Below are 12,728 nucleotides of genomic sequence, written 5' to 3'. Positions count from 1 at the left end.
CGATGAACCAGAATATCGGTGACTTTAAACCCGATCGTCGACCCGAACTGCCTCGGGCTCCGATGCGTTCTGCCACGGTAGCGGCCCCATCGAGAGGCTGGCGACTTCGCGGCGGAACGGAAGGCCTGTTTCGTTGACGGGAGCATCCAGTTCTTCCGCATAGCGCCGGCCACCGAAAACCGCAGCGGCAATCGTCCCGGGCGCCAGGGCGTCGCCGACAGTGCTGACGCTCATGAGACCGGCGGCCGACCATTCACTGCGGCGCGCCTCAAGCTCGGTTGCCAACTTGTGATCAGGCAGCCGTGCCGTGACCATCACGATGCTTTCCGCCGGGATGACCGTCGGTCGATTGGTGAAGAGACAGATCGTCTCCGCACCTTTCTCGGAGATGGCCGTCACGACATGCTGCGGCACGATTTTCACGCCGAGTTCCATCAGCCGTGCCTGAACGCGGTGCTGCTCCATCGTCAGCTGCATCCAGATGGACACAAGTGCGGCGGGAGTAACGAGAGTGACGCTGCAGCCTTCCTTGACTAGCAGCTCCGCAAGCACGCCGCCCATATAGTAGTGATCGTCGTCATAGATCACGACGTTTTTGCCCCGCGGACGCGTGCCGTTCATCAGGACATCTGGCGTCAGGATCTCGACGTCGCCGGTGACTGGAACCGGACGGAGCAGATGGCGCCCGATGCCGTCCGAACGCCAGTGCGACCCCGTCGCGATCACGACGTTCTCGAATCCGAATGAGAGAATATCGTCGGCCGTGAGATCGCTCTCGCGGAAGATCTCGACGGTGTTGAGTTTTTCCAACTGGGCGATGCGATAATCGGCAACGCGGCCCCATGCGGAAAGTCCGGGCAGGCGACGCTCACGCGCGACGCGTCCGCCGAGTGTCCTATTGCGCTCCGCAAGCGCAACCGAATATCCGCGCCGGCCGAGCATCATCGAGGCTTCGAGTCCAGCCGGTCCCGAGCCCACGACCAGGACTTTATTGGCAGACTGCGACGGCCGAATATATTCCGGATGCCAATTCCGGCGCCATTCTTCGCCCATGGACGGATTCTGCGTGCAACGGATCGGCGTCATGTTGTGATCGCCTGAGACGCACATGTTGCAACCGATGCATTCGCGGATGTCGTCGTGCCTGCCTTCGTTGATCTTTTTGGGCAGGAACGGATCGGCTATCGAAGGACGCGCGGCGCCGATCAAATCGAGGACGCCGGATTTGACCATCCGCACCATCGTATCGGGCGATGTAAAGCGCCCGACGCCGACGACCGGCTTGGTGGTCAGCGCCTTGATGCCCGTTACGAAGGGTTCCTGATATCCTTCTTCCGAAAAGCGCGATGTCTGGCTGTCATTGTCCCAGCTCGACAGCGTAAGATCCCAAAGATCGGGAATTTCGGCGAGATGCGAAATGATATCGCGCGCTTCGGCGGCATGCAGGCCTTCTTCGCCGATCAATTCGTCGACTGAGATGCGGCATGCGACAGCGCAACGATCACCCACCGCTTCCTTGGTGTCTTCGATCAGTTCCTTCAGCAGGCGCGCGCGGTTTTCCAAGCTGCCGCCGTATTCGTCCGTTCGCGTATTGTAGCGCCGCGACAGAAAGAACATCGCGCCGCCGAACAGTTTTCCTGCATAGATATAAATGATGTCGTAGCCGGCGCGCTTTCCTCGCACTGCCGCCTCGCGATGCCAGCGACGCAGATTGCGGATGTCGGTTGCATCCATCGCGCGCGCCTGCACGGGGTCATTGTAAATACTGAAGACCGGCAGATCGACCGGCCCGAACGGAATTTCGCGCGAATACTGGTTGGGCGAATTCATGCCGTTGTGCGCGAGCTGAAGTCCGGCAAGGGCGTCGCCACTATGGATCGCGTCGGCAATACGCGAGAGCATGGGAACGTCCTGATCATCCCAGTTGCGCAATTCGATGAAGGGCGCGATGTCGCCGGTCGGATGGATCTCAACCTGCTCAGTGCAGACGACGCCCCAACCGCCTTCAGCTTTGATAGCGCGCATCGTCGCCAGCGCCGTCGGATCGCGATAGCCCATGCCGTTACAATGCGGCACCTGGTAGAAGCGGTTCTTAGTCGTTACCGGGCCGATCTTTACGGGCTCGAACAGAATGTCATAGCGAGGGTCGCGCATGTGGTGTGCCTTGACGAAGTTTCCTGGAAGCGGCGGCGGAGATGAATTTTGTGGCCGCGAGAGATGAACCGAAACTAGGGATTCCTTTAGCAAAGCTTAGGCTCGACCTAAGCAGGGGTAATGCCTCGGACCGCACGAAGCGCCGTTTAGGCAAATTCGAATGGTTGACGCGGCGTCGAGCGTCATAAAGCAACCAAGGCCCCTTTAACGCTAGCGACGGTGCGGTGACGATTGGACATGGATAGCATTGAAATCCTTGAAAAGCTGATTGCATTTCCGACGGTGAGCAGTGCATCCAACATGGCGCTCATCCATTACGTCGCAGATCTCCTCGGGCAATCCGCAATCGATACGCAGCTGATCGAGAGCCAAGACGGGTGCAAGGCCAACCTGTTCGCCACGATAGGTCCGGCGGATGTGTCGGGCGTCATGCTTTCGGGGCACTCGGACGTTGTCCCGACAGATGGCCAGAATTGGACCGTGCCCCCGTTCGAGATGACGGAGCGGGACGGAAAACTCTACGGCCGCGGTACCGCAGATATGAAAGGCTTCGTCGCGTGCGCGTTGGCCGCCGGCCTAAAAGCCGCTAAAGCACCGCTTGCACGACCACTGCACCTTGCCCTTTCCTATGATGAGGAAGTCGGTTGCCTCGGCGTGCGAAGCCTGATCGACAGCTTGCGGCAATCGGCGGTGCGTCCATCGCTCTGCATCATCGGCGAGCCGACGTCGATGAAGGTTGCCGCCGGTCACAAAGGAAAGATCGCCGCCCGCGCGGTCTGTATCGGCCGCGAAGGCCATTCGGCGCTCGCGCCCCTCGCTCTTAATGCCATTCACCTGGCATGTGATTTCGTCGCGGCGCTAAGGGAGGAGCAACGGCACCTCGCCCAAGAAGGCGCGCGCGACGATGACTATGATATTTCCTATACCACCATTCACGTCGGCCGCATCGACGGGGGCCGGGCGCTCAACATCGTTCCGAACCGTTGCGAGGTCGATTTCGAGATCCGAAACGTCGCTGCCGACAGCGCGGAAGAAATTCTCGATAATCTGCGAAGGCGTGCAGCCATTATCGCTGACAACGCTGCGCGTCAGGCACCCGAGGCGGCGATAGAGATCAGCGTCGTCAACAGCTATCCGGGACTAGATACATCAGCGTCCAGCGAAGCCGTTGCATTCGTCCGCTCTCTCACCGGTTCCAACGGCACGATCAAGGTCGCGTTCGGCACCGAGGGCGGCCTGTTCAGTCGCGACCTTGGCACACCGAGCGTTGTCTGCGGACCGGGCTCCATGGCACAGGGCCATAAGCCAGACGAGTTCGTATCGATCGAGCAAATTCGCAAATGTGACGCCATGCTGGACCGCTTGATCGCGCGTCTCGCATCACACTGAAACGCCGCCAGGACGGCGGCGCTAGCTCAATGTCCATTCAACCGGTATTTGATCCACGTGGTTTTCAGGCCGGTATACTTGTCGAGCGCGTGCAGAGACAGATCCCGGCCGAAGCCCGACTGCTTGAAACCTCCGAAGGGCGTCGCGGGGCTCAGAGCATCAACGGTATTGACCGAGACCGTGCCTGCTCGCAAACGCGACGAGATACGATGAGCACGCGATAAATTGTCGGTCCAAACCGACGCCGCCAGACCGTAGGGCGTGTCGTTAGCAATGCGCACCGCTTCTTCCTCGGTATCAAATGCAACGATGGAAAGAACCGGCCCGAATATTTCTTCGCGCGCAAGAGGATCATCGAGCTTCACCTCGTCGAAGATCGTCGGCAATACGAAGCTACCACGGCCATTTACCTTCGTCGCTTCGCCGCCGATAACGAGCTTGGCGCTCTTTCGGCCTGCGTCGATGAAAGAGACGACCCGTTCTGCATGACGCGCATCGACCATCGCTCCCATCTTCGAGGCAGGATCGAGCGGATCGCCCGGCTGCGTCGCCTTCGCTCGCTGGACAAGACGTTCGAGCAATGGTCCGCGAATGCTACGCTCGACGAGCAGGCGCGAATTGGCTGAGCAGACCTCGCCCTGATTGAAAAATATGCCGAAGGCTGCCATGTCGGCCGCGGCATCGAGGTCGCTGCAATCGGCGAAGACGAGGTTCGGACTTTTGCCGCCCGTTTCCAGCCAGACCTGCTTCATGTTCGACTGGCCGGCATATTCGAGAAAAAGTTTGCCAACGGCGGTCGAGCCGGTGAATGCGAGACAGTCGACATCCATGTGACGGCCAAGTGCTTGTCCTGCAGTCTCGCCAAAGCCGGGAACGACATTGAGAACGCCCGCGGGTAGTCCCGCTTCGATGGCAAGCTCAGCAAGGCGCAGCGCGGAAAGCGGCGATTGCTCGGCAGGCTTCAGGACGATGGAATTGCCTGCCGCAAGCGCTGGGGCGCACTTCCAGGTCGCCATATCAAGTGGAAAATTCCACGGCACCACAGCGCCGACGACGCCGAGCGGTTCTCGCGTGACCATAACGAGATTGCCATCTGCAGAAGGGGCAATCTCATCATAGACCTTGTCGATGGCCTCGGCGTACCATTGAAAAATTCCGGCCGATCCGGGTACGTCGATGGTGGCAGCGTCTTGCACCAGCTTGCCCATGTCGAGAGACTCGAGCAGCGCGAACTCCTGCAAGTTTTCGCGCAAGAGCTCGGCTAGCCGCAGCAAGACGGCCTTTCGGTGCGCGGGATCTGCTCGCGACCATTCGCCGGATTCGAAACTCCGGCGAGCAGCGGCAACGGCGAGATCGATATCCTCATGATCGCATGACGAGATCTCCGCTAGGATTTCGCCGGTGGCAGGATTGACGCTGGCGAACGTCTTGCCGGAGCGGGCAGGCACAAATTGTCCGTCGATGAACGCTTTGTTGCGAAAACGGATCGCCGATGCCGCGCCGAGCCAATCGCGATGGCTGAGTTGGTTCATCTTGTCCTCTCGTCGCTGGATTTATATGCGGGTCACGGATCCCCAAGCACGCCGTAGCTCGGCGCCGCTTCCGGGTCGATAGCTCGGGTGACATAGGATTCGAGTTGAGGCTTGTAGCGTTCCCAGAGCGCCGCGAGTTGCTCGATGGGACAATCCTCCGTCCAATCGCAACGAAGATCTGCGACAGGCCAGGACATCTCCCGGACCAACATCATACCGGCAGAATGTAGCGGGCCAGCTTCGCCGCCGTGCGCAAGCCCCGCGCGCAGAGCACCGATGAGACGGTCACCAAGAGGGCCTTCCGACGCTGTGAACGCCTCGGCCATAGCCCGAGGAATGTTGGCGTCCGCCAAGAGATTTCCACCGCAGGCAACGTCGTCTTGGTGGTAGTGCGACCAGATGCCGAGCGCCTTCTCCCCCGAAAAGGCGGCACTCGTTCCCGCAGAATCCACTGCCAGCAGTTGTCTGTAAGCGATGTGATTGGCCGTGCGCGCAACGGTCGCCACGGCTTCGGTGGCAGTCGCGCCTTCAGCCATCAGGTCCAGCACGCGTGACGCCAAGGCCGGATCGGTCACGTTTTGGCTCGCAACGGCGCCGACGCCAGCCCGAGCCCAGGCGCAACGCGCGGCGACAGCAGGTGAAGATGACGTTACGGCAACGCCGAACATTCCTGTCTTGCGGCAGCGGGCGACGATCGAAAATGTCATTGGCCTAGTCCGGAATAACGGCGGTGCCGTCGATTTCGACCAGCCATTCCGGGCGCGCCAGCGCCTGAACGACAAGCCCGGTCGAAACCGGATGCACGCCTTTGATATATTCGCCCATCGTGCGGTAGACCGCCTCGCGATGACGGACATCGGTCAGATAAACGACGACCTTGACCAGATGTTCCATCTTGCCGCCGGCCTCTTCGATCAGCTGCTTGATGTTCTGCATGACCTTGTGGGTTTGCGCGACCGGATCATGGCTATCGATGTTGACGGCATCGTCGAGATTCTGCGGGCACTGGCCTCGCAGCCAGACGATTTTTCCGCCTTGTGTCAACACGGCCTGAGCAAGGTCGTTATCCAGGTTCTGTTCCGGATACGTGTCTTTGGTATTGAACTTGCGGATACGGGTATGCGCCATGAACGTCTCACTTGAGGCTGCGACCAGACGCTCTCGCCATGAGGTCCAGTCAATGCATTCGCAGGTTTAGCACCTGTGGGCTGGGTTGCTCGACATAGCAGAGCATCGGCTCCGAACATTGAGCCAAGCCCGACTACGTCGTCGCGAATTTGGGTTCAGATTTTTCATGATAGGCGAAGTATTTGCGTTGTGTGGCGATATGGTCGGCCAAATACTCGGCATCGTGCCAAACGCCCCAGATGAAGCTCGACCCACGTCGCGATTGCCAGGGCAAACCGAGGAAATAAATGCCCGGTTCGCTCGATACGCCGCGCTGGTGACGGGGGCGACCTTTGTCATCGAAGGCGTCGACCTTTATCCAGCTATAATCTGCGACAAATCCCGTTGCCCAGATGATCGACGTAACGCCCGCTTTTGCGAGATCCAACGACAAAAGCGGATTGGTCACGCAATCAGGGTCTGGCAAGACGTCGCGTGCATGAGGGTCTTCAGCCAAATCCAGCCCATTGCTGGCGGCATACGCGTCTGCCTCATCCAAAAGTGAAAGATAACTGGCGTCGCTCTGCGCCAAGTTCTTCGCGAGATCCGGTGCGAAGCGCATTTTACCATCGTTGTAAGCCAGCGTGCCGCCGACGAGCGTCAGTCCTTGTGCCGCAAGGCGCCGGAAGTCGATCGTCTTGCCACCATAGGCTCCGCTGACAGCAATCGTGACGTGCTCCTTGCCGCGCTCCTGCGCCGGCTCATCCCACTTTCCGAGCACGCCTAGCCACCAGCAAAAGTCGCGACCCCGATACATACGCGGAGGGCGCTCGTGAGGCCCGACGGAAAGATAAGTACGTCGTCCCGCACGTAAGAGCTCATCTGCGATTTGCACGCCCGAAGATCCGGCCCCGACGATCAGCACCGCGCCTTCAGGCAACTGTTCGGGCTTGTGGTATCCCGTGGAGTGCAATTGCTCAATGCCACTTTCCGCCGGGACAATCGATGGTACGATCGGACGTTGGAAGGCGCCAGTCGCGACAACAACCCGCTTGGCCTCAATAACGCCGTCTGAAGTCTCGACCACGAATCCGAGACGGCCGACGTTCCTTTCAATATTCAATACCTCGACGCCACAGCGGATTGCCGCCGCGAACTTCTTGGCATAGGCGACCAGGTAGTCGGCCACGGTTTCTTTTGGCACGAAATCGTCGGGTCCGATCTTCGGATCGACATCGGAAAACTGAAGCCCCGGAAAACGATCGTGCCATGCCGGACCGTTCGTCACCAACGAATCCCATCGATCCGAACGCCACCGTTCCGCAATCCGTTTCCGTTCCAGAACGATATGAGGCACACCGCTCTTGTTCAGGTGTTCGCTCATGGCAATGCCAGCCTGTCCACCTCCAATAATGAGGGTGTCGATCGTTTCTACCGGCATACTCGCGTCCCTTTCTGGGGCCATCCGCCATGGTCGCGGAGATGGCCTGCCCAGAAATCTCTCTATGAGAGCCACGCAATGACGAGAATTATTAATTCATGTAGCAGTGGTTAGGCTCTGCCTATGAGCGCAGAAAGCGCCGAAACACCGGCGATGCCTGGATCAGGTCGAACTTAACGCTTAGAGAGAGGTATTGCAGTCGGCCTGTGCGGTCATCCGGGTTTGCATACTTCGCGAAGCCGTTCCATACATGGCCTGATCGCGGCACCGATGACAGCGGCGGCACGCCCAAAGCGTAAACCGAAAGCTGAAGCTCTTCCGCAATCGCATCGTCGGCATGCCGATCCCATCGACCCGTGTCAGCTTCTCTGATGCTGGACGCTCTTTCGAGCCGTTGCCGATTTTCTTCGCGCCGACGCTTGCCTGCCGAATGTTTCAATCCCGCTCTTTGGCACGTGGCCGACTTGTCCTCGGCGGGTCGCGTTAGGACAGCAGTGCGCGGCACCGGCAATCCATCCGTGCTGCGTCGGGACCATGGCGCCCTCCATCCCTGTTATGAGCTCTGAGCCGTGGCGAAAGTCGGTTGAGGACAGCGAGCTTTCGTCGCCGACATTCTCGAACGTCGAAAGGCAGTGCGTCCATTCATCTAATCAAATCGCATAATTATATATCTAGACGAATAACCTAGATGAGTTGCGAGATTGATACTTATGCGGCTTTATTTTACGTCAATACGTCTAGTTAAAAACACGAGAAATGTCTAATTATTGATCATGTCGTGTTATGGCGTCCGCGGCACATCGAGCCCCCAACTTAGCCCTAACGTATTGATCAAAAGAACTTTCTCTTCCATCCGTCGCTCTCGATGTCTGGGCTGTTATTTGAGCAGCGGCCGGTTCATTTTTGTGCGACCAAGTCATTGTAATTACTTCGGAATTTTTGGTTCTAGGATCTACTCTCAGTTGGCTGCGGACGTGGCGTCACCCGGGGTTTGCCGTCACGTCTGCTGGGAGCTCGCACTTTTAGATCCAGGGGGATTTTAATGCGTAACACGCGAAGAATGGCGTTGTTGGCCATTGGGTTAGGTCTCGCAAGCAACTCCGGTGCTCACGCGGGAGAGAGATTCGAGCTTTGGGACGATCAGTCCTGGATAAGCTTCGGAGCTAGCGTCAAAGCGCAATACATCTACAACCCAGACGTTAGCAATACAGACGACTTTGCTCTGACCAGTGCCCGCATCAACGTGAATGGGCAGTTCAACAAAGTCTGGGGATTCACCTACAACACGGAAATCGATCATGCGCCGGATGACACGTCCGACATCTCTCGCGTGCGAACGCTAGACGCTATTCTCCGCGCTGAATTCAATCCATCGTTCAATGTCTGGGCCGGCCGAATGTTGCCTCCCACTGACCGCGTGAACCTCGATGGACCCTACTATCAGGCGGACGGCGGCGAATATCCGTTCATCAGCGTATTCCCGCAGCTCTTCGGCGGCCGCGACAATGGTGGTTCCGTCTGGGGCGATATCGGCAAGTTCAAATACATGATCGGCGGTTTCCAGGGCTGCACGGCGGGTGACAACTCGTGTGCCAATCCAGATGCCCACGGCCCTCTCGTATCTGGTCGTGTGCAATATGACTTTTGGGACAAAGAAGCCGGCTACTATACGTCGAGCGACTACTACGGCGAGAAAGAGTTGCTATCGGTTGGCCTCGTCGGGCAGTTCCAGAGCAACGCCGCCACGGATGGCATCAGGTCGGGAGACTATAAGGGCTTCAGTGCCGATGTATTGATGCAGAAGAAGGTCTTCGGCGGCGACGTCTTCACGCTCGAAGGTGCTTATTACGTCTACGATACGAGCGGCATCGATACTTCGCTTGTGACAGGAAATGGCGTTCCGGACGGCAATTCCTACATGTTTCTCACGAGCTATCTGATCAATCAGAAAGTTGGGCCAGGTAAGTTCCAGCCGGTGTTTCGCTATCAGGAATTCGATCACAATTTTTCGCCCGACATCAGTGAGTACTCCGTTGGAACGAACTACATCATCAAGGGGCACGACATGATGATGTCAGCGCTCTATTCGAAAGCGAACCAGGACACAGCAGGCAACAAAGACGTCAACCGGTTCATCGGTACGATCCAGGTTAACTTCTAAAGCCAACCTCGTTCTACAAGAACAGAGACATGCGCAGCTTTCCGTCCAACACATGGAAGCTCGCATGTCTCTTTTTTATTGGATCGAATTTGATCTTCTAGCGGATCAACGTCGTGGCTGCTCGCCGGAAGCCGAACCCAAATCCGTGTCCGCAGATTTGCTCGCGACAGGCATCACTTTGAGCGGTCGTTTGTTCATCCATGGCGGATAGATGAAGCGCTCGGTATTATAGGGTTCGGGAGCGATCATCGACAGCGGCTCCCGGTGGTCGTGGATCTGATAGAAGATATGCGGCATGCCGAGCGATGGATCACGCGTCATGACCGGGTATGGAACGACAGCCTGCCAGTCGGGATGGTAGCGAATGGTGCCGTGAACAGTGCGGTAGATCATGCCTTTTAAGGCGAACGCGACTTTCTTGTTCTGCTCGAAGTCACCAGGCGGACCGGAGCCTCCGGCCATAGCGGCGCCGACCGCATAATGATGCATGTTGCTATAGGACTGGCAGCCGATTGTCGGCGTCGAGCCATCTCCGAAGCGCGCTTTGTAACGTGCCTCGAAACGCTTGCCCATCTCGTCGCGGAGAAGCCCGATCACGGACGAGACGATGACGCCGACACTCGCTTCCTGTGCGATGTCCGTGAAGGTTCGATGGACTGCCCCGTACTGGAGATAGACAAGGCAATCCATGGGCTTTTCCACGAACTGCCGCTGAAAATGCGCGAGATCGCCGGCGTAGAAATGTGTGTTGGCCAATACCGCCGGATTTGTCGCGCGAACTTCTTCAATGACATCACGCCATTGGCTCGTTGGCGTTTGGACGATCTTGGGGCCGAAACAAACGCGCCAGCCAAAGCTCGCTGCAGAACTCGCCATCGCATTGGAAATGACTATGCTGTAGGGAGTTGATCCAGAAATGATGGCGAGGCGATCGGAATTCGGCGTCCATTGTCCGCTGTCGCGCAGCCAGGAGATGAACTTTATGAATCCTGGGCCATACCAATAATCCGCCGGGTCCGCCATGAAGCAACCGAAGTAACGTTCGGGGTCGCTCATCACGGTGTCGTGGTGCTGAAGAAGCGTATTGGCGTGAACATAAATGATGCCGGCGTCGGCGATCGGCTCGTATTCCGAATTTTGTGCGCCAATGTTATAGCCATTGACGATGGCGTGGACGCGATGCTTTTCGATCAGCCACCGCGCCGCGGAGACGACTTCTTTCGCCGTCTGCCTGCAGGTGTCGGCGAAGATCGGCTGGATAGGGCGACCAAGTAATCCTCCGCGGGCATTCAACTCTTCGCACGCCAGGATCATTCCGTTTCGAAACTCAGCCCCGTCCGCGGCTGATGGCCCCGTGAGGGGAATCATGCTGCCGATCGGCACGGGCGTTAAGCGGTCTTCCACTTTGACGATTGTCCTTTACTCGAAAGAGCTCAATGGCCCATCTGCTTGAGTAACTCGGGCTCGAATAGGAGGTTGTGCATCAACACCCGCAGTCGCGGCGGACTAACGGGCTTGATAAGCACAGGAACACCGGCATCGCGAATAGTGCTGACTACTTTTGGATCGGCGTCGGCGGTAACGACGATCGCCGGTATTTGATCGCCAACGAGGTCGCGTATCACGTTGATGACATCAAGGCCGGTGCGGGTCTGGAGATTGTAATCCGCAATGATGAGTTCGGGTGCGACGGCGCCTTCGGAGACAAGCCGCTTCGCATCGGTTTCGTTCGCAGCTGCATGCACATCAATCCCCCAACGGCGGAGCAGTTGCGCCATGGATTCTCGCAGAATTTCGTCGTCCTCAACAAGCAGCACCGGAGTTCCTGCAAACTCTCCGGCGACGGCCTCGCTGATGTCGGTCGTGGCGGCAACATCGCTGTGCCAGATATTTCCCAGTGGAATCCAAAGCGAGAAAGTCGAACCCTTTCCAGGTTGAGAGCGCAGCCGGATTGGATGTTCCAGCAATGCAGCCAGTCGCTTGACGATATTAAGGCCAAGGCCGAGGCCGTCTTTCTGAGAACGCTTGCCGTCGGCAACGCGGTAGAATTCGTCGAAAACGCGTTCGGTGTCTTCGGGCCTTATACCGCGTCCCGTGTCGACAACCTCGATGCGTATGCCGCGTACCTCTCTCCTGCAGCCCACAACAATGCCACCCACTTCGGTAAAACGAATGGCATTGGCGACGAAATTACTGAGGATGCGCTCAAGTAGCGCGCGATCCGTCGAGACGGTCTTGGACGATGGCACGAACTTGAGACTAAGGCCCTTCTCCTGGGCCTGATGACGAAACTGAATGTTCAGGCGCTCGAAAAGTTCTGAGAGCTGAAAAGAGGTGATGCGCGGCTGGATCCTTCCCGCGTCGAGCTGCCCGATCTGTAGGAGTGCTCCGAGGAGATCTTCCATAATGGACGCGGCGACGCCCATGGCGTGAAGAATTTCGCGTCGCTGTTCTTCGTCCTCGGCGTGAAGACAATTGTAGATGAGTATTTTCAGTGACGCGAGCGGTTGGCGCAGGTCGTGGTTGGCGGCGCGGAGGAACCGCGACTTCGCCTCGTCCGTTGCTTCTGCCAATTCCTTGGCTTTGCGCAACTCGTGCTCGTTATGTTTGATCGAAGTGACATCGGTAAATGTAACGGCCATGCCGCCTGCCGACGTGGGGCGTTGTGCGACATGAATGATATTGCCCGCAGCAAATTGGAAGTCCGCATCACTTATGGAGCCGAAATCTTCGAGTTTCTCGGAGGCCCATTGTTCAGGCGGGCAAGAGAGCACCCATTCATGCGAATGGGCGACGCCGATCACATACTCCTCGTACCGCATGCCAAGAGTGACGGGCAGATTGCAGTTCCGGTAGAAAGCGTCGTTGATATAAACGAGCAAGCGATCAGGCGACCAGACGAGAATACCGCTGTCGATGGCGTCCAATCCGGCCCAGATTGCCT

10 protein-coding genes are annotated in these 12,728 nt (G+C 57.8%); 2 read left to right on the top strand and 8 right to left on the bottom strand.

What is annotated here, in order from left to right:
• Positions 1–24: 24 nt before the first annotated feature.
• Positions 25–2,154, bottom strand: coding sequence for an FAD-dependent oxidoreductase (locus tag HYP802_RS0120290; RefSeq protein WP_013949563.1), 2,130 nt, complete (start codon positions 2,152–2,154; stop codon positions 25–27).
• A 237-nt stretch (positions 2,155–2,391) separates the two neighbouring features.
• Here HYP802_RS0120290 and argE point away from each other — a divergent pair, with 237 nt between their 5' ends.
• The gene (argE, locus tag HYP802_RS0120285; protein WP_013949562.1) at positions 2,392–3,543 is read left to right on the top strand and encodes an acetylornithine deacetylase; all 1,152 of its coding nucleotides are present in this window, start codon (positions 2,392–2,394) and stop codon (positions 3,541–3,543) included.
• Positions 3,544–3,569: 26 nt separating this feature from the next.
• Here the strand turns inward: argE and HYP802_RS0120280 are convergent, their stop codons facing one another.
• The 5 genes from HYP802_RS0120280 to HYP802_RS0120260 form a co-directional block, all read right to left on the bottom strand.
• Complete coding sequence (locus tag HYP802_RS0120280) at positions 3,570–5,075, bottom strand: aldehyde dehydrogenase (RefSeq protein ID WP_013949561.1); 1,506 nt, start codon at positions 5,073–5,075, stop codon at positions 3,570–3,572.
• A gap of 32 nt (positions 5,076–5,107) precedes the next feature.
• Positions 5,108–5,782 carry a DUF1028 domain-containing protein gene (locus HYP802_RS0120275; RefSeq protein WP_013949560.1) on the bottom strand — a complete coding sequence of 225 codons (675 nt, stop codon included), beginning with the start codon at positions 5,780–5,782 and terminating at the stop codon, positions 5,108–5,110.
• Between the two features lie 4 nt (positions 5,783–5,786).
• Positions 5,787–6,203 carry a RidA family protein gene (locus tag HYP802_RS0120270; RefSeq protein ID WP_024276423.1) on the bottom strand — a complete coding sequence of 139 codons (417 nt, stop codon included), beginning with the start codon at positions 6,201–6,203 and terminating at the stop codon, positions 5,787–5,789.
• 133 nt (positions 6,204–6,336) lie between these two features.
• Positions 6,337–7,623, bottom strand: a complete 1,287-nt coding sequence (locus HYP802_RS0120265) for an NAD(P)/FAD-dependent oxidoreductase (RefSeq protein ID WP_013949558.1) — start codon at positions 7,621–7,623, stop codon at positions 6,337–6,339.
• Positions 7,624–7,744: 121 nt separating this feature from the next.
• A complete protein-coding gene (locus HYP802_RS0120260; RefSeq protein WP_155831280.1) occupies positions 7,745–8,062 on the bottom strand; it encodes a hypothetical protein in 318 nt (105 codons plus the stop codon).
• Positions 8,063–8,665: 603 nt separating this feature from the next.
• Here HYP802_RS0120260 and HYP802_RS0120255 point away from each other — a divergent pair.
• Positions 8,666–9,784, top strand: a complete 1,119-nt coding sequence (locus HYP802_RS0120255) for a porin (RefSeq protein WP_013949556.1) — start codon at positions 8,666–8,668, stop codon at positions 9,782–9,784.
• Positions 9,785–9,889: 105 nt separating this feature from the next.
• Here HYP802_RS0120255 and HYP802_RS0120250 read toward each other — a convergent pair whose 3' ends face one another.
• Positions 9,890–11,188 carry an ABC transporter substrate-binding protein gene (locus tag HYP802_RS0120250; protein ID WP_013949555.1) on the bottom strand — a complete coding sequence of 433 codons (1,299 nt, stop codon included), beginning with the start codon at positions 11,186–11,188 and terminating at the stop codon, positions 9,890–9,892.
• Between the two features lie 29 nt (positions 11,189–11,217).
• A complete protein-coding gene (locus HYP802_RS22635; RefSeq protein WP_245261517.1) occupies positions 11,218–12,711 on the bottom strand; it encodes an ATP-binding protein in 1,494 nt (497 codons plus the stop codon).
• Positions 12,712–12,728: the final 17 nt, after the last annotated feature.

This window comes from Hyphomicrobium sp. 802 (genome assembly GCF_000526135.1).
Classification (GTDB): domain Bacteria; phylum Pseudomonadota; class Alphaproteobacteria; order Rhizobiales; family Hyphomicrobiaceae; genus Hyphomicrobium_B.
Note: the sequence above shows the minus strand (reverse complement) of the source record. Positions and strands in the feature narration are given on the sequence as shown.

Excerpts from the sequence above, each read along its gene's own strand:
- HYP802_RS0120255 (WP_013949556.1), top strand. The coding sequence starts at position 8,666 with ATGCGTAACACGCGAAGAATGGCGTTGTTGGCCATTGGGTTAGGTCTC.
- HYP802_RS0120265 (WP_013949558.1), bottom strand. The coding sequence starts at position 7,623 with ATGCCGGTAGAAACGATCGACACCCTCATTATTGGAGGTGGACAGGCT.
- HYP802_RS0120275 (WP_013949560.1), bottom strand. The coding sequence starts at position 5,782 with ATGACATTTTCGATCGTCGCCCGCTGCCGCAAGACAGGAATGTTCGGC.
- argE (WP_013949562.1), top strand. The coding sequence starts at position 2,392 with ATGGATAGCATTGAAATCCTTGAAAAGCTGATTGCATTTCCGACGGTG.
- HYP802_RS0120280 (WP_013949561.1), bottom strand. The coding sequence starts at position 5,075 with ATGAACCAACTCAGCCATCGCGATTGGCTCGGCGCGGCATCGGCGATC.
- HYP802_RS0120270 (WP_024276423.1), bottom strand. The coding sequence starts at position 6,203 with ATGGCGCATACCCGTATCCGCAAGTTCAATACCAAAGACACGTATCCG.
- HYP802_RS0120290 (WP_013949563.1), bottom strand. The coding sequence starts at position 2,154 with ATGCGCGACCCTCGCTATGACATTCTGTTCGAGCCCGTAAAGATCGGC.